The organism is Hymenobacter sp. GOD-10R, from assembly GCF_035609205.1.
Lineage (GTDB): Bacteria > Bacteroidota > Bacteroidia > Cytophagales > Hymenobacteraceae > Hymenobacter.
On the sequence record NZ_CP141184.1, the window covers coordinates 3,774,586 to 3,791,137 of the forward strand.

The 16,552-nt window shown below is 54.3% G+C and carries 15 protein-coding genes; 10 read left to right on the forward strand and 5 right to left on the reverse strand.

The genetic code is table 11. The features are described 5' to 3' along the window. The first annotated feature begins 82 nt into the window (after positions 1 to 82). The 5 genes from SD425_RS15025 (at position 83) to SD425_RS15045 (ending at position 8,138) form a co-directional block, all read left to right on the forward strand. Positions 83 to 4,270, forward strand: a complete 4,188-nt coding sequence (locus SD425_RS15025; protein ID WP_324670759.1) for a T9SS type A sorting domain-containing protein — start codon at positions 83 to 85, stop codon at positions 4,268 to 4,270. Positions 4,271 to 4,532: 262 nt separating this feature from the next. Next, positions 4,533 to 5,408: an aldo/keto reductase gene (locus SD425_RS15030; RefSeq protein WP_324670760.1), complete on the forward strand. Its 876-nt coding sequence runs from the start codon at positions 4,533 to 4,535 to the stop codon at positions 5,406 to 5,408. Between the two features lie 464 nt (positions 5,409 to 5,872). Beyond that, the gene (locus tag SD425_RS15035) at positions 5,873 to 6,976 is read left to right on the forward strand and encodes an OmpA family protein (RefSeq protein ID WP_324670761.1); all 1,104 of its coding nucleotides are present in this window, start codon (positions 5,873 to 5,875) and stop codon (positions 6,974 to 6,976) included. Between the two features lie 84 nt (positions 6,977 to 7,060). After that, on the forward strand, positions 7,061 to 7,513 hold the full coding sequence (locus SD425_RS15040) for a DUF1572 family protein (RefSeq protein WP_324670762.1): 453 nt from the start codon (positions 7,061 to 7,063) through the stop codon (positions 7,511 to 7,513). Between the two features lie 67 nt (positions 7,514 to 7,580). After that, a complete protein-coding gene (locus SD425_RS15045; protein ID WP_324670763.1) occupies positions 7,581 to 8,138 on the forward strand; it encodes an NADAR family protein in 558 nt (185 codons plus the stop codon). 24 nt (positions 8,139 to 8,162) lie between these two features. On the opposite strand, the gene SD425_RS15050 is transcribed toward SD425_RS15045, so the two are convergent. The 3 genes from SD425_RS15050 to SD425_RS15060 all read right to left on the reverse strand — a co-directional run bounded on the left by SD425_RS15050 (position 8,163) and on the right by SD425_RS15060 (position 10,972). Then, positions 8,163 to 9,017: an alpha/beta hydrolase gene (locus tag SD425_RS15050; RefSeq protein WP_324670764.1), complete on the reverse strand. Its 855-nt coding sequence runs from the start codon at positions 9,015 to 9,017 to the stop codon at positions 8,163 to 8,165. Between the two features lie 116 nt (positions 9,018 to 9,133). Next, positions 9,134 to 9,940, reverse strand: a complete 807-nt coding sequence (locus SD425_RS15055) for an AraC family transcriptional regulator (protein WP_324670765.1) — start codon at positions 9,938 to 9,940, stop codon at positions 9,134 to 9,136. A gap of 153 nt (positions 9,941 to 10,093) precedes the next feature. After that, complete coding sequence (locus tag SD425_RS15060; protein WP_324670766.1) at positions 10,094 to 10,972, reverse strand: oxidoreductase; 879 nt, start codon at positions 10,970 to 10,972, stop codon at positions 10,094 to 10,096. Between the two features lie 304 nt (positions 10,973 to 11,276). Between SD425_RS15060 and SD425_RS15065 the strand changes: the two genes are divergently transcribed. The 3 genes from SD425_RS15065 (at position 11,277) to SD425_RS15075 (ending at position 13,801) form a co-directional block, all read left to right on the forward strand. Further along, positions 11,277 to 12,110, forward strand: a complete 834-nt coding sequence (locus SD425_RS15065; protein ID WP_324670767.1) for a rhomboid family intramembrane serine protease — start codon at positions 11,277 to 11,279, stop codon at positions 12,108 to 12,110. 205 nt (positions 12,111 to 12,315) lie between these two features. Next, the gene (locus SD425_RS15070) at positions 12,316 to 13,134 is read left to right on the forward strand and encodes a polysaccharide deacetylase family protein (protein WP_324670768.1); all 819 of its coding nucleotides are present in this window, start codon (positions 12,316 to 12,318) and stop codon (positions 13,132 to 13,134) included. A gap of 181 nt (positions 13,135 to 13,315) precedes the next feature. After that, positions 13,316 to 13,801, forward strand: coding sequence for a hypothetical protein (locus SD425_RS15075; RefSeq protein ID WP_324670769.1), 486 nt, complete (start codon positions 13,316 to 13,318; stop codon positions 13,799 to 13,801). Between the two features lie 104 nt (positions 13,802 to 13,905). Here the strand turns inward: SD425_RS15075 and SD425_RS15080 are convergent, their stop codons facing one another. Both SD425_RS15080 and SD425_RS15085 read right to left on the reverse strand, forming a co-directional pair. Continuing rightward, complete coding sequence (locus tag SD425_RS15080) at positions 13,906 to 14,169, reverse strand: hypothetical protein (RefSeq protein ID WP_324670770.1); 264 nt, start codon at positions 14,167 to 14,169, stop codon at positions 13,906 to 13,908. 14 nt (positions 14,170 to 14,183) lie between these two features. Beyond that, on the reverse strand, positions 14,184 to 14,474 hold the full coding sequence (locus tag SD425_RS15085; RefSeq protein ID WP_324670771.1) for a hypothetical protein: 291 nt from the start codon (positions 14,472 to 14,474) through the stop codon (positions 14,184 to 14,186). A gap of 763 nt (positions 14,475 to 15,237) precedes the next feature. Between SD425_RS15085 and SD425_RS15090 the strand changes: the two genes are divergently transcribed. Further along, on the forward strand, positions 15,238 to 15,861 hold the full coding sequence (locus SD425_RS15090; RefSeq protein WP_324670772.1) for an FKBP-type peptidyl-prolyl cis-trans isomerase: 624 nt from the start codon (positions 15,238 to 15,240) through the stop codon (positions 15,859 to 15,861). A gap of 105 nt (positions 15,862 to 15,966) precedes the next feature. Next, positions 15,967 to 16,506 carry a hypothetical protein gene (locus tag SD425_RS15095; protein ID WP_324670773.1) on the forward strand — a complete coding sequence of 180 codons (540 nt, stop codon included), beginning with the start codon at positions 15,967 to 15,969 and terminating at the stop codon, positions 16,504 to 16,506. Positions 16,507 to 16,552 lie beyond the last annotated feature (46 nt).

Genomic DNA, 16,552 nt, shown 5'->3' on the forward strand with positions numbered 1-16,552 from the left:
ATGGTAAAAAGTCCTATAGAACTGAGGAAAGCACAAATCGTGCACTCAGCTTATTATGAGTTGAACTATTCTTTATAAATACATGAAACCAACCCTTACCATACCACGTCGAGCAAGCGACCCATCTTGTTATCGCAAAAAATTTTACCAAGCAGGAACATTTTTAGGATTACTCCTGCTGTCGCTGCCTGCTTTCGCTCAGTTTCCCCGCGTTGAGTCGTTTAAAAGCAACTCAGCTTCCGGCTTCACGCTTGGCGGCTCCGCCGTCTTAACGGGTAATGGCACTACCGATGCTACGGGCGCAGGTTACCTCCGCCTGACCAGCAACACCAACAACCAGGCTGGTTTCGCCATCGATAACACAGCTTTTCCAGCTCCTCAGGGTTTCCGGATTTCGTTCGAGTTCTTTTCGTATGGGACAACGACCACAACAGGCGCCGATGGATTCAGTGTATTCCTGATTGATGGTTCAACGACTACCTTTCGCATTGGAGCTACCGGTGGCTCTTTAGGTTACGCGCAAAAAACAGTTGCTCCTGCTGCGGCAGGTGTTTCTAATGGCTACATCGGTATTGGCATTGACGAGTTTGGCAACTTTTCGAACTCGACGGAAGGTCGCAACGGTGGCCCTGGTCAAGTAGCCAACTCTGTTGCTATTCGAGGGGCGGGGAATGGCTCCAGTACAACAGATTATCCTTACTTGGTTGGTACCACAAGCAGCTTACCATTCAAACTCGCTGTGCCTACCACCCGGGCGCAGAGCGGTAGTGGCGATTACCGCCGGGCCTTTATTGACGTAACCCCAGTTACGACCAACGGTACTGTCTCTTACCGCATAACTGTTCGCATCCAGTATGGGAATGCTGTTGCGACGGCGATAAATAGCTATACGGTTCAATCTCCACCTAATACGTTGCGCATTGGCTTTGCCGGTTCCACAGGTAGCTTCAACAACTATCACGAAATCCGCAACTTGTCTATCGTACAGGTACCCTACGCTAACGACGACCGGTTTGGCACTGTCTACAACCAAGCGGGCTCTACCAATGTTCTCGCCAATGACGCGGCCCCTGGGAGTAGCCTAGATGTTGCCTCCGTTGATTTGGACCCAAACACGGCTGGCCCGCAAGCTAGCTATACCGTTACCGATAAGGGAACGTTCACGGTGGATAACCAAGGAGTGGTGACATTTACGCCAGTGGGTACATTTGCCGGCATCGTAATGATTCCGTACACGGTGAAGAATATTCTGGGTGATGAATCATTACCAGCTAATATCACGGTAGTGGTAGCTGGTTCTGACATCGCGACTAGCGTGAGTGGTCCAACCTCCACCAACCCGGGCACGCGTGTTACCTACACCGTAGGTACCACTAACCTCGGCACGGAAACAGGAGTCAACATAGTTCCCACCTTCACTATTCCGAAGGGCTTAACAAACGTTCTGATTAATGGCGTCGCGGCAGGGTCGGCCTACAACAGCACCACCGGCGTAGTAACGCTGCCAACTATCGCTTCCCTAGCTAGTGGCGCCTCCGGGGATGATAATACTATTACGTTCACGGCGCCCGCTACTGGCTCTTACCCTTTAGCCACTAACTACACAGCCTCCTCTGCCGATCCAGTAGCGAGCAATAACTCTGCGCAACTAACGCTGGTGGTGAGCGGCTTAAGCTCTGTGTCTACCATTTGCGGGACTCCTGGAAAAGATGGTGTGGGCACTTTGTCTGGCGGCACCGCTGGCCCAAACACGTACTATCCCGGCAATAGCACGGGCTCCACTAGCACAGCAAGCACCATTACGCTCGGTCCCGCCCGCACTGGAGCAGGTACTAGCACTACCGCACTTAGCGCCGGCGACTTGGTGCTGGTCATGCAGATGCAAGGGGCTACGATGGACGTGACGACTAATGCGGGTACATACGGCAGCATAACTGATGTAAAAGCTGGCCAATACGAATACGCCCAGGTATCTAGCGTATCGGGCAGTACCATCACGCTTACCCGGACGCTGAACAACACATACGTTAGTAATGCTAGCACCAGTCAATACTTCCAGGTAGTACGCATACCGCAATACTCTAGCCTCGCACTTTCGGGCACCACAACCGGCGCGGCCTGGAATGGCACGACGGGTGGCGTATTGGCAGTAGACGTAGCTGGTGTAGTTTCTCTTTCCAACAATGCTATCTTCGATATGAACGGCAAGGGCTACCGCGGCGGCGGCGGCCGGAGCTACACGGGTGGCGCTGGCCGCACCAACACGGATGTACGCTCCGCGCCTAGCTTAGCTCACGGCCTAAAGGGCGAAGGACTAGCTGGCACGCCCGACTACGTGTATGATGGTTCGACTGTTGCTGCTACTTCCAGATCTTACACCAATGGTAGTACTGCCTTAGGTGCTCCTGCCAACGGCGGCGGTGGGGGTACAGATTACAATCCTGCCACCAACAACGGCAATGCCGGCGGTGGTGGCGGCGGCAACGCAGGAGCAGGTGGAACAGGCGGCTACGGCTACAACGCAACTACTGCTCCCGTTGCCGGTCAGGTTCGGGCCCAAGGCGCTAAGGCTTCTGGCGGCACGACGACCCAGTTCTTCATGGGTGGCGGTGGCGGCGCTGGCTCTACCAACGACGGAGCGACAGTAGCTCCCAACGCCAGCGGCGCTCCAGGCGGCGGCATTATCCTGCTGCGCTCTGGTAATATCGTCCGTCAGAGTGGTAATACGACGGCTACGCTAACCTTGACCGCCAACGGCGATGACGCACCATTTGCATACAGCACGCCCGCTGGAGCAACAACTGCTGACCGTTTTGGCGGCGGTGGTGGCGGTGGCGGCGGCACAGTTGCCGTTGTTGCGACCTTACCCAACGGCTCGGCAGCAAATTTATCATCCCTAGTAACTGCTAGCGCGGTAGGAGGCACAGGCAGCAACGCAGGGTATTTTGCCCCCTCAGGCAGTGAAACACGTGGCTTCGGACCAGGTGGTGGCGGCGGCGGCGGATTTATTTTCGCTAGCGCAATACTTAATAGCAGTACTGCAACTGCTGGAGCGGGTGGTATTACCCGTTCAGGCACAGGCACTAGCTCTAGTACAACCGACGTCAACTTTGGCGCCGCGGCGGGCAATGACGGTGCAACAACGAATGCTACCACTCAAGCCAACACCAACATCGTTGGCGGCGCGGGTGCCTGTGCTCCGGCCCTCACGGCAGCCCTGAGCACCTCGACGCCAAACGTAACGCGTAGCAGCACGACTGTTAATCCAGCTACGTACACGCTCACCATTTCCAACACGGGTGGAGCGGTGCAAGGCCTAGCCACAACGGTGACCATGCCTGCTGGTTTGTTCTCCTATGACAATATCAACTCTACGACGGTAGTAACGCTAGTAAATGCCGACGGAACAACGTCCACCGTTAGTCCCGGCTCTTACAGCGTTAACGCGTCAACGGCTAATGCCCCCCAGTTTTCGGGACTGAGCCTGCCAGCGGGCGCTTCGTTGCGCATATCTTTCCGGGCGGCTATTGCTTCGGCAGCGGTTACCGGCACGGTCTACCAGGCTGATGCTACTGTTACGTACATCGATCCTACTCGCACGACGTCTAACGCTACCACCACTCCCAAAGGCACGATGGGCGACGGTAGCACGGCTCCCGGCAGCAACTATGCCCAGGCTAGCAGTACAGCCGAGGACGTGACCATTGTACGCCCATTGCCCGTGTCGCTGGTGCGCTTCAGCGCCGCCGCAAAAGAAGTCGATGCAGTCCTCAGCTGGACAACCGCGCAGGAAAAGGATAACGCTCGCTTCGAGGTAGAACGCTCTGCAGATGGCATTGCTTTCCAAGTAATTAGCACTCGCGCCGGACAAGGCACGGTTAGCACCACTACCGTATATCAGTACACCGACCTAGGGGCGGCACGCCTTGGGAATGTAGTGTACTACCGCTTGCGGCAAATAGACCTGGATGGCACCTCCTCCTGGAGCCCCGTGCAGGCCGTACGTTTCCACGGTGCTCAGCCAAGCCGGTCAGACCTAGCTTTGTTCCCGAACCCTACCGAGAGCACCACGACGCTGGATATGACCTTGCTGCCTACCAACACGTATCAGGTAACACTAACCGACTTAGTAGGCCGCAGCTTGCAGCACTACCAGTTAGAGGGCGGCCAGCTGCATACGCTGAACACTCAAACCCTACCCGCAGGCGCTTACCTAGTAGAAGTACGCAATGCCTCGGTGAAGCTGGTGCAGAAGTTGGTAAAACAATAAGTTTGATCCGACTTTCAGGCGCCTAGGTGTCTCATCACGGCGGTGGTTAGCCGTAACTACTGCCACTCATTAGCCAGCCCGTGCCACCATGTGGCACGGGCTGGTTGCGTTTACTTGGATAGATACCGATGCTTACAGGTGGCATATTTCGATTCGACGGGGCTAGATCACCGAGCCTTCTCGCTTCATCAGTAAACAAAGCCAACCAGCAAATGGTAAAGAACCTAGCTTAACAACTCGCCTGGCCAATACCTACCTACTTATGCCCTCAACCATCACCATCGCACAAAACTCCGCTCACCCACTTACCGTCAACCGGCTTGGCTACGGCACCATGCGCCTGACCGGACCCGAAATCTGGGGCGAGCCAACTAATCGCTCTGAAGCGTTGCAAATCTTGCGTACCGCCATCGAGAGCGGGGTGAACTTCATCGACACGGCCGACTATTATGGCGAAGATGTAACCAACCGCCTCATCCGCGAGGCGCTGTATCCCTACTCCGCCGACCTAGTCATCTGTACCAAAGTAGGTGCGACCCGCCGCCCCGACAAAAGCTGGGTACCCTTCAACACGCCCGAAAACCTACGCACCAGTATCGACAACAACCTGCGCACCCTCGGGCAAGAGCAGGTTCAGTTGGTACACCTGCGCCTCATGGGCCACGGCCCGGTACCGCTCGATGAGCAGCTAGGCGCCATGTTTGAAATGCAGCGCGAGGGTAAAATCCTGCACGTTGGCCTCAGCAACGTGACCCACGAGGAGTTGGAAGCTGGCCTCAAGCTAGGTCCTATTGCCACCGTGGAGAACATGTTCAGCTACGCCCAGCGGACCACTCTCTCGCACGCACACGGCCACAACCCTGGCGGCGAAGAAGTGCTGGAACTCTGTGAACAGCACGGCATTCCACTAATTCCTTTTTTCTCACTACTGCACGCGTTGCCCAAGCAACTGGATAAAATTGCGGAAGTGGCCAGCCGGCACAATGCCACACCCGCGCAGGTAAATATCGCCTGGCTCTTGCACCATTCGCCTTGGCTGCTGCCCATTCCCGGCACGTCGTTGCTGGCTCACTTCCGTGAGAACCTTGCGGCTAAGGACATTCAGCTGAGCGCGGAGGATATGTCATACCTAGGCTAAGGGACTCCTTAGCTCTGTCCTGCTGAAAATACCATTCATTAAACAACAACTGAGTACAGGCGAAGTGACTCGCGTGCTGACGATACTACCTGAATAGCCTATAGAAGCATCTGCACGCTTCATTAGGCTATCAGTTCGATGATAGGGGGAATCTCGGGTGCCATGGCAACTCTAACCATCCAGTTTACCATTGCAACGTCAGCACGCGAGATTCCTCCTGCCGTCGAACTGACGGCCTATCTAGGCAGCAAAGATGCTTCGACCAGTTTGGCATGGCTGCTTGCTTGGTAAAGTTGGTTTCTGATGCCCGTTTCATTACTACACAAAACACCCCTAGGCTCGCGCTATTCATGGTTGAGCGGGCTCGTCAGCATGACTTTTCTACGATTTCCTTTTACTTTGGCCAACGGTTTATAGGAGGGCTTACTCCTAATTTCATCTTCTAGAACAGGTTGCGTCGTAAAATGAAACCTAGCATTTGGTTCGGCGTGGCGACCTTGCTGCTGGCGGGGCCGGTAAAGGCTCAGTCGTTGGCGGGCATTTGGCAAGGTGTCGAAACGGATAAGGATCAGCCGGGCGCCTCCTGGCCCTCGGTGATGCGGGTGCAGGAAGGTAAGAGTACCGGCTTATTTGGGGTGCTGTATCAGGAGGCGACGGGCCAGCCAGGCGTCACGGCCACCTTTCAGGTGCAGGCTGCTCGCACATCTGGTGGCATGCGCCTAGAACACGTGCGCAAGCTGAATGAGACTGGCGCTAACCCCTTCAACTACTGGTGCGAAGGCATCATCCTGTTCACCTACGATCCGGCGCTGGAAAAGCTAACCGGCCGCGCCGACTACGACCCTATCGGTCGCTGCGACAAAGGTACTTATACCCTGTACCGTGTCAAGCTGAAGTCGGCTGCCACGGTACGAGCGGGCGCTACAACCACCATTCGCGTATCCGGCCGCGACGTGCGCTGGTACGCCGATGCCGACCTTAAGCAACTAGTAAACAGCGGTAACGAGTACCGCACCAAGCTCAACAAGGCCACTACCTTTTACCTAACGCAAGGTTATTATCCTACCCGTGAAGGTGCCGTAATACCTATTACAGTGAAGGTTAGCGGCACAGTCGAGAAGCCCACTCCCCCGCCGGCACCACCTGTAGCCGCAGCCCCCGCCGATACGAGCCGCCCGGCGCCTGCCTTGGCAGACACTACGCGGCCCATGCGTCCGGCACCCGCCCCAACCCTGTCGGCCAACCCTGTGGTATTACCAACCGTGTTATTCAAGCAGGGCACGCCGGAGCTGTTGCCAGACGCCACACCGGCTCTAGCCCAACTGGCTGAGGAATTGCGTGCCCGCCCCACCCTGCGGCTGCAGGTAACTGGTCACACCGACCGCATTGGCGAAAGCAAGAAAAACCAAGCCTTATCGGAGCAGCGCGCGGAAGCTGTAAAAGCGTATCTGGTGAAAGCAGGCATTGCCGCCGAGCGTATCAGCACCATCGGTTACGGCGACTCGAAACCCCTCTACCCTTCGCCAGACATTCGCAACCGCCGCGTGGAAGTCTCGGAAGTGAAGTAGCGCTGTTTGCGGCGCAACTAATAACCTAGCGCAACCGCCACGGCTGTATACTTGCGTCCGTTATGCCAACTCAATTCCAAAGCGATGCTCATTGAAACGCTCAGAACTCTCTTCAATCGCGACCTGAACAAATTGAAGCAGGAGATTGGTCTTTACATAAGTGAGCCTGTGATCTGGCATTACGAAAAAGGTATCGCCAACTCGGCTGGCAACCTTTGCCTGCACTTGGTAGGGAATCTCAAGACGTACATTGGGGCGGAGCTAGGCCAGCACTCTTACGTCAGAAACAGAGAGTTGGAGTTCTCAGCGAAGGACGTACCGAGGGCGGATCTGCTTCAACGCGTGGAAGAAACAATTGTCGTACTGAACGACTCGCTTGGTAAGCTCACCGAAGACGAGCTGCAGAAAGAGTACCCGATCTTGGTATTCGCAGAAAAAACGTCGACGGAGTACTTCTTGGTCCATCTCGCCGCGCACCTAGCGTACCACCTAGGCCAGATAAATTACCACCGGCGTTTATTGGATGAAGGTATTTAGAAAGTGGCTAAAAGCTAGGTCTCTCAAGACGCAGTTGGTTTGTACTGCGCGAAACTTGTAAACTCTTATGACAACAACCTATACGTTAGACTGGCTCCTATCTAATTACGAAAAGGGAAAACGGCAGAAGTACCTATTTTTCTGGGGACATCAGCCGAGCAAAAGCGGCGAACTCACTGCCTCTTGTTTTAGTCAGTGGTGGAACGCGCCTTTCGTGGTAGACAACGTGCGCTACAACACGGCCGAACATTGGATGATGGCCCAGAAAGCTCTTCTCTTTCACGACACGGCAGTTTTCGAAAAAGTCTTAGTGGCCAAAACACCAGGCGAAGCCAAGACCCTAGGTCGGCAGGTACGGAACTTCGATGAGCCGCTTTGGCTGGAAAAGCGGTTTGAAATTGTGGTAACTGGCTGTTTGCACAAGTTTGGTCAACACCAGGATCTGCGGGACTTTCTCCTGAATACCAAAAACCGAGTACTGGTAGAAGCTAGCCCCGTGGACAGAATTTGGGGCATCGGCCTAGCCGCTGATGACGAAAAAGCAGAAAACCCGAAGCGGTGGAATGGATTGAACCTGCTCGGTTTCGCGCTAATGGAAGCTAGAGATGTTCTGGGCGCAGAATAGCTAACTCCGCCGCTTGCCCAAGCGCTAGAATACCTCGTGTGGACTAGTATATGCCCATCCCAATGCCTTCAGCATCGTGACGGGCTTGCCCGTCATATGCGTTACTTTATCGATGACGACGGTGTGCAGGTCCAAGTTTTGGTAGTGGCGGGCTTGTAGTAGCTGCACCAGTTTTTGGTAGGGTTCTTTTTGGCCCGGCGTTTCTAGTTCGCCCACTTCCACAAAGACGTGCACCGGCAACGCAGTATGGGTGGTATGATAGGCGTTCTCAATGTCGAATATCTTACCGTTGTCGTAGCCTAGGGCCGGGCTACCAATTAGGATGTTCTGGAATAAAGTTGGCTTCTGAAACAGAACGTACGAGCCAAACAGGCCTCCCATTGAGTAACCGTAGAGGGTACGTTGCGCAGGGTCGGCTTTGTAGTTCTTTTCAACGAAGGGCAGTAGCTCCTGCTCGATAAACCCCAGAAAGGCAGGCCCACCTCCGCTGCCTGGCTTGTCGGCGGTAGCAGTGGGCGTGAAGTCGCGGTTACGCTGGTTGGTGGGCGTGCCGATCAGGCCGCCGTCGCCGATGGCTACTACCAGCGGCTCGGGGATGTGGTACTCGGCCATGAGCAACCCTAGGTACTCGAGCGTGGGCGAAAAGTCATTGTCGCCATCGACTACGTACAGCACGGGGTACTTCTTATTGGAGCTAGCGTAGCCCGCCGGAAAGTGCACGTACACGTCGTAGGGGTGTCCGGCGACTTTGGACTGTATCACCCGATGCTCTGAGTTAGGCACCGTCACGAGGGCCGGCTGTTGGGCGTAGGCAGCAACACCGGATAACGACCAAAGGAGCCCTAGGCAGAGGAGCTTGGCAAAATACTTAGCGCGCATTTGAAAGAAGTAGAGTTGTGAACAGCGAAAATCCGAGCACTAGCAAGTTAGAGTTTCTTACCTGACCTGTTACACCTAGCTAGCCTGAATTTCTCCGTTTCTCGCCAGTGCTGACCCTAGATCCTCGACGGTGCTACGCCATACATTTTCTTGAAGGCAAAGGAGAAGTGCGACAGATCCTCAAAGCCCACTTCTAGGTACGCCTCAGAGGGCGCTTTGCCTTTCTCCTTGATTAGATAATGCGCCTCTTGCAACCTGCGCTGCTGAAGCCAGCGACTCGGCGACAGATTAAAAATTTTCTCAAAATCACGCTTAAACGTAGCTAGGCTCCGCCCAGTGAGATAGGCAAACCGCCGCAGTTGCACGTTGAAATGAAAGTTTCGGTTCATGAAAGCTTCCAGGTCGAGCTTGCCGGGTTCTGCAAAATCAAATAGCACATCCTTAAGCTCCGGATTATACTTGAGCAACAGCATAATAGCCTCGCGCACTTTTAGCGACAGCAAGGCCTCGTTGCCGGGTTCGGCTAACTGCTCGTACGGCTGAAGCGAGTCGAGGTAGCTTTTATAAAATTGGTTGGGCTGTAGCGCTACAATGGCGTTGTCGGCGGAATGCTTAGCGGCCTGATAGCCATATTCAATACTGAAGCTGCGCAGCATGTCCTGGTCGAGCGTGACGGATAACGACTTGAACTGGCCATTCGCAGGTATCTCCTTCCTGAACTTCACCAATCGGTAGCGCTTGCTGAGCCACAACGACCCTTCGCTGAAGGTATTGACCTTATTGCCATCGTTGGTGATGAGAGAGCCCGCAAGCTGATAGCTGAGAATGTGCTCGGGCACAAACTGCTCCCCTGTCCGGCTCGTGGTGAAGTAGCAGGAATACAGGATTTTCGGCCGATGATGGATTTCGTGTTGCCGAGGCATCGTAAGGTCACGTTAAGCAGCAATTAGGAGCCACATCACAAAGTACTCAGGGCCATTTTCTGTTTAGCTTCTTGGCACTAAAAAGTAGAAGCTAAGAATCAGCTTAGCCGCTAGCCAGTCTGCGTCGCAGCGAATGCTAGCTAGCGGCCACTCCTATTTTTGTTGCATATAGAATTTTCCTACCTCCGTTTCCAGGAAATTCTCCGCATCATCAGCATCAGTACTCACGCTCACGGGTAACCACTGCTCTAGCTCCGCTTTGCGGTCGGCATCCGCTTGTTGGATCAGGCCCACTGCTTCGCTGCCTAGCACCAAGTGCACGGGCGGAGTGGGGTGCTCAACTAAATCAATCAGCACATTAGCGGCTTTGCTGGGGTCGCCCATTGGCACAAACTTGCCGCTGACAAAGAAGTCGGCGCGCTGGTTGACGGCTTCGTAATCGGCTAGCGTCGGGGCGTAGCTCATGGAAGGACCGGCCCAATCGGTGCGGAAGCCGCCCGGCTCCACAGACGTTACGTGAATACCAAGGGGCGCTACTTCCTTAGCTAGGGCTTCCGTGAAGCCACTCAGACCGAATTTAGCAGCCTGGTAAATAGAGATGCCGGCATTGCCAACCCGCCCTCCCACGGAGCTAATTTGCAGGATATGTCCCGCGCGTTGCTGGCGCAAGTACGGCAGCACAGCACGCGTAACAGCAATAGGTGCGTACAGGTTGGTTTCGAGTTGGCTGCGCACTTGCTCCTCGGTGAAGGCTTCAGCAGCTCCCGTGATACCAAAGCCGGCGTTGTTTACGACCACATCTAGGCGACCAAAATGCGCTACGGCTTCGGCTACCACTTGCTTTATCTGCGCGGCATTGGTGACGTCTAGGGCCAAGGGAAGAATCTTGGCACCGTATTGGTCGGCGAGGGAATCTAAGTTTTCGGGTTGCCGAGCAGTGGCCACGACCCGCCCACCACGCGCGAGTACTGCTTCGGTTAGGGTGCGACCTAAGCCACGCGAGCTACCTGTAATAAACCATATTTTGTCCATGTTTTTAGAGCATTAAGTTCACGACAAAGGTCTGGCCGAAACGCAGCGTCTACTTTGTTGTGCGGCTCAAAGTTGGTTTGCTAAAAAGCTCATTGCCTATCGTTGCAAAGCAACTTCTCTAGCGCTTCAGCATTAGCAGCCACTTATACTTTGCTAAGAACTCAGGACTAAGTAGCAAGCTAGCGCACCCCAGGACATTATGCCCCTCGATTAATATATAATTAATTATATATTTACCTCTCCGTTATTCCCATCCCCATACCACTATCCGCTTTCTATTTTCAACCTTTATTATTAGCTCTCAATGAATGAAATAGGCATCGTCGGCCTAGTGATTCTAGCGGTTACTTTTCTTGTATCCTACAAGGGGTTTAAAGATTCCATCTATTTTGACCAGCACCTTTTCAGAATTGGTGACATTCTCCACCGCAAGGAGTACCAGCGCCTAATTTCGTCGGGGTTCCTGCACGCGGGCTGGACCCACCTGCTTCTTAATGCCGCTACCTTTTACTGCTTCAGTGGCAGCATTGAAGAATACCTAGGTTTCAAGAACTTTCTGACTATCTACTTCTTGAGCTTGGTGGGCGGCAATTTGCTCTCGCTCTTTTTGCATCGCCACGAGTCCGGTTATACTGCGGTGGGCGCTTCAGGAGCTATTGCAGGACTAGTATTCGCCACCATTGCCTTATACCCTGGCGTTGAAATCAGCTTATTGGCGCTGCCTTACCATATTCCTGGTTGGCTGTTTGGCCTGCTCTACGTCATCATCTCGGCTTATGGCATCAGTGTCAAGCGCGACTATATTGGGCACGATGCGCACTTGGGCGGAGGCTTGGTCGGGCTCGTGACAACAGTAGCATTACAGCCAGAGCTTTTGCGCACCAACTACCTAGCCATCGGGGCTATCTTACTGCCTGCTTGTGCCTTTCTCTACTTACTACTGAAAGAGCCTGTGACCGATTCTGCTAGCACACGCTTCTCTCCTCTCCCGCTTTATCAGTCCGTTGATGATCGTTATACGTCCGAGCGGAGGAAACGAGAAGAGGAGTTGGATGAGCTACTCGATAAGATTAGCCACAAAGGGTTGGAGGGGCTAAGTACCCGCGAGAAAAAAGAGCTGGAAGAGCTTTCCCGCTGATTATAAAGTATGCAGCTATAGCCGCGGGCTAAGTTGGGATAGAGGAGTACTGGGCGTCAGACGAGGACGGAAGCAAATTCATTTTGCAAAGCTTGGTGTCTGGAGCTAACCTACGTTCTCGACTACGCGCTACCTTGTGCGTAAACTTGTGGTAGGAACGCACCGCAGGTACTTTTATCAGCCATCTACTCTACTAGCCCACCTCGTGAACACAACCAAGCTACTCACCCTGGCCGCTGCGCTACTGCTCGCCAGCCACTCCGCGAGCCTTGCTCAAACCTCTAGCGTCTGGAACAACAAGCAATGCGCCGTGGTACTCACCTACGACGATGCCATCGACGTCGACCTAGACAATGCTATACCTGCGCTCGACTCCGTAAAATTTCGGGGTACCTTTTATTTGATTGGTTCCTCACCCGTAGTGACTAAGCGGCTGGAGGAATGGCGACAAGCCGCCAAGCGGGGGCACGAGCTAGGCAACCATGCCCTGATGCATCCCTGCGACGGCTCTTTGCCCGGCCGCGGCTTTGTGACGCCCGACAACGACTTGAGCAAGTACACAGTTAGCCGAGCGGTGACCGAGGCGCGGGTAAATAACACCCTGCTGAAGGCCATTGATGGCAAGACGGCCCGCACGTTCGCCTACCCGTGCGGTGACCTGACTATTGGCGGCGTCAAGTTCTACGACCAGCTCCGAAATGATTTCGTCGCGGCGCGGGGCGTAACCGGAGGCTTGCAAACACCCGCCGAAGTCGACCTGACGAACATCGACAGCTACATGATCAACGAGAAGTCGGGCGAGTACCTGATCGATCTTGTGAAGAAGGCTCAGCAGTCGCACACACTACTGGTGTTCTTGTTTCACGGTGTGGGTGGCGGTCATTCCCTGAACGTCAGTTTGCAGGCGCACTGGCAGTTGCTACGCTACTTGAAGGCGCATGAGAAAGATATTTGGGTGGCGCCGATGGTAGAAGTGGCCGAGAAGATCAAGACCTACCAGCAGAGTCCTACCTCGAAAAAATAAGGAACTGGAATTGGATCAGTAGCCGGGACTTTAGCGCCCGTCTCTGGCGTGAATTTCGCGTTGTTCAGCTTATGCTAGCTGCGGGCACAAATCGTCTTTTTGGTCGGACAGGCGTGTAGCTAGCTACATAGCCGTATTCAGGTAAAAGCTAGCCCATTTACAACCGTATTTATCGAGTCCAATGAAATGTTATCTATCTACCCTAGGTCCTAAAAGCCTTATCTGGGTTCTCTCCCTCGCCTTACCCTTACAAGGCTGCAATGCTTTGTTCGGCAAAGAAGTATCGCGCCTACCCGTAAATGTTGTGAGCACCAAAGGACACGAAGTAGTCAAAGAAGCAACGATACGGCTGCAAAAGGACGAGGAAGTTTCCGTGTGGTCGGAGATGGACATGGCCTACGATGGCGATGCTCCTTTACGCTTTCAGGTGCTGATCCTGAAGAATGGCGCAGCCTTTCAGGAGCTAGAAATCAACCCCACGGAGAAGCACATTACGGTAGGCGAACTCAAAACCTCTATCAACGGCAGAACCAACTGGAGCTTCTCGGGCAAAAACGGCGAAGTAACAGCTCCCGAAAATGGTACCTATACCTTTAAAGCACGCTTGGTAGCGGCCAACAATCCAACGCTGCAAATCAAAAAAGCAGAGTTGGTACTCAAGAAATAGCTAGCTTATTGTCATCTACAAACGCAAAAGGCCTTCCTGGTTCCGGATCAAAGATCCGGAACCAGGAAGGCCTTTTGCGTTTGTCTGACCAGCAGAAAAGAAAGCTAGCCTTCTTTGCCGTTTGTCTGGTCGCTGTTGCCGTATTCGCCGCGGATGCCGCTGCCGTCACCCATGTTTTCCTGGGTGCTCACCGTACCAGCTTCGGGGCTGTTCTTGGCGCGCTCCGAAGAGTCTGCGTACTGCTGGCCACCGTCGCCAGTACCATCGGCGATGGTTGCGTCAGCGTTCTTGGCACTATCGTTATCGTTAGCAGGCTCGATGCGGCCTTGTTGCTCGTCTTGTTCCGAAGGGGTGGAGGGCGTGTTCATAAAGGAAAAGTGCGTTAGCTGTTATTTGCGTCGTCAATTTTGCCGCCGTCGTTGGCGGGGCTAGAAGCGGCATTGCCGGTCCCATAGTCAGAGTTATACTCAGTGGTGTTCTGCGTCTGATTCGCTTTTTCGGCGTCGGAGCCACCACCTTGGTTGCGTTGGTCGGCACTGGTGTGGCCGCCCTGGCGGCTGCTTCCCTTGGCGCCATCAGTGTTAGCGTGCTGGTCGCCGCCGCGGTTCCCACCGTGGGTACCATCGTTGGTGGGCTGTGTCTCCGAAGATTTGTTGCTCTGGGTGTCACTCATGGCTGTGGGTGGAAAGAGGTGATACAGATGCTCCTGCTTTGTCTATACGGGTCCGCACGCCGGGTGGTTAAGCAACGCAGTGGTTTCCTACTTGCCCGCCGCATTCCTGGGGACATTCCCTCCCTGACAAAGGCTGTCTTTGGCTTCACCGATCTGCACCCTGCTGTGAGCCGACAATACGCACTGGGTTAAAGGACAATTCCTACGCTGAAAACGGCCACAGCAGACGACCTAGGTATTACGATCCTTCAGGTGAAAAACTGCTAGCAAAGGGTGCTACCAAAGCCAGAATGAGTATGATCTTTATGTTACAAAACCTGTGTAGGACAGCGAATTATAGCGAGATACTACTTCTTTAATTTCTCACGAGTATCTTTGTGCCAACGCATTATCTTACTTACTCGACTCACTTGGCTATGAAAAAGAGTACCGCCGTTCTTTCTTCACTCCTGCTCGTTGGGAGTTTGGTCTACTTGACCGCGAAGGTGCTGGATCTCAGTCTGCATTTCGACTTGAGCGATGAGGACGACGAAGTTCATTATGGCTAGCCAAGAGCTGCATCTAGCTGTTTTTCTTTTGATTATAGCAATGGGCTTTGCCGAAAGGCGAAGCTCAATTTGTTTTTACGAGGTAAGAAAATAGGGTTTTGAAAATCGGGTGTTACTATTGCGGGCCGAAAAATGCATATCCATTCCGGCGTTTTTTCGGTATTGCCTGGTAGTAGCCGCCAACGGAGCGGTTCTTATCCCTTTTTCTTTCCCTTATGAACCTGACCAGCCACCAAGAGCAAATCAGCTACATCATTGGGCGTGACCTCGCCCGTAACTTCTCGCAGCAAGGCCTAGACCTCGATATCGACGTGCTAGCCGCGAGCCTAAAAGAGGCATTAGCCGGTCAGCCGAGCCGCCTCACCCAGGAGCAAATGGAAACAGCCATGCGCAAGCTCCAAGAACAATTTGAAGAAAACGAACCTCAACAAGACGACAACGTGAGCAGCAACAGCAAAGCCGAAGGCGAAGCCTTCCTAGCCGAAAACAAAAACAAGCCGGGCGTAACCACGCTGCCCAGCGGCCTCCAGTACGAAGTCCTGACCGAAGGCACAGGCAAGAAGCCGACCCCTCGCTCGTCGGTGACGACGCACTACCACGGCACGCTGATCGACGGAAAAGTGTTCGACAGCAGCTACCAGCGCGGCCAACCTGCTACGTTTGGTGTAAACCAAGTAATTGCCGGCTGGACAGAAGCCCTCCAGCTGATGCCCGAAGGCTCGAAGTGGCGCCTCTACATCCCCTCCGACCTAGCTTATGGTAAGCGTGGCGCAGGCCGTGACATTGGCCCCGACTCAGCGCTCATCTTCGACGTGGAGCTGCTGAAAGTGAACAACTGAATCGCCGATTCTGCCGCCTCGACCACCACGGTAACGAACCCACCTAGCTGGGTTCGTACTACCACGGCCGAGGCGGCCCCTTCGGTCGCTAGCCCCGCCACATCGGTGCCCGCTCCGCCTGAGATCGTGCCTACCGAAGCAGAAGCACCGCCCCTACCTAACCCTGTTAAGCCAGCGCCCCTGCCTACCTTGCGCAGCGACGATGGCCGGGTAGTACTCACGGCCACTAGCCTAGCTATCAACGGCACTTCCTTCAGCTTCCTGGAGCTGGAAGCGGTCGAGCTAACCCCGGTACGCTGGCTGCTGTGGTACCTGCTGGGCGGGCTGACGCTAGCGGGATTCGCTATAGCTTTTTTACAAAACTGGCTGCGGACGCTACCCGCCATGATAGGCCTTGCTACCGGGGCCTTATTGCTAGCGTATGGCCGGCGCGGCACGAACCGGTTGCGGGTGCACCGCCTAGGTCGGGAAGCCACGCACTTTGCTTTACCTGGCGAGCTAGAGCAGTGGCAGAAGCTAACCGCCGAGGCAAACCGACGTATTCGCCGGGCTCACGACGAAGCAGCGGCAGCTGCTGCTATGTTACTCGATGCACCGTCCCTTACGCCCCCTGATTCTGGCACTTTTCCATCCTCAAATGTGTAAGACTGCGGAGTGTTCTGTTTAGGTTGATTGCTCTACCTTTAGCCAC

Bases quoted from the DNA above. Each gene is read 5' to 3' on its own strand.
- SD425_RS15045 (WP_324670763.1), top strand. From the start codon at position 7,581: ATGACAACAACCTATACGTTAGACTGGCTCCTATCTAATTACGAAAAG.
- SD425_RS15075 (WP_324670769.1), top strand. From the start codon at position 13,316: ATGAAATGTTATCTATCTACCCTAGGTCCTAAAAGCCTTATCTGGGTT.
- SD425_RS15040 (WP_324670762.1), top strand. From the start codon at position 7,061: ATGCTCATTGAAACGCTCAGAACTCTCTTCAATCGCGACCTGAACAAA.
- SD425_RS15085 (WP_324670771.1), bottom strand. From the start codon at position 14,474: ATGAGTGACACCCAGAGCAACAAATCTTCGGAGACACAGCCCACCAAC.
- SD425_RS15050 (WP_324670764.1), bottom strand. From the start codon at position 9,017: ATGCGCGCTAAGTATTTTGCCAAGCTCCTCTGCCTAGGGCTCCTTTGG.
- SD425_RS15060 (WP_324670766.1), bottom strand. From the start codon at position 10,972: ATGGACAAAATATGGTTTATTACAGGTAGCTCGCGTGGCTTAGGTCGC.
- SD425_RS15055 (WP_324670765.1), bottom strand. From the start codon at position 9,940: ATGCCTCGGCAACACGAAATCCATCATCGGCCGAAAATCCTGTATTCC.
- SD425_RS15090 (WP_324670772.1), top strand. From the start codon at position 15,238: ATGAACCTGACCAGCCACCAAGAGCAAATCAGCTACATCATTGGGCGT.
- SD425_RS15030 (WP_324670760.1), top strand. From the start codon at position 4,533: ATGCCCTCAACCATCACCATCGCACAAAACTCCGCTCACCCACTTACC.
- SD425_RS15035 (WP_324670761.1), top strand. From the start codon at position 5,873: ATGAAACCTAGCATTTGGTTCGGCGTGGCGACCTTGCTGCTGGCGGGG.
- SD425_RS15025 (WP_324670759.1), top strand. From the start codon at position 83: ATGAAACCAACCCTTACCATACCACGTCGAGCAAGCGACCCATCTTGT.
- SD425_RS15065 (WP_324670767.1), top strand. From the start codon at position 11,277: ATGAATGAAATAGGCATCGTCGGCCTAGTGATTCTAGCGGTTACTTTT.
- SD425_RS15080 (WP_324670770.1), bottom strand. From the start codon at position 14,169: ATGAACACGCCCTCCACCCCTTCGGAACAAGACGAGCAACAAGGCCGC.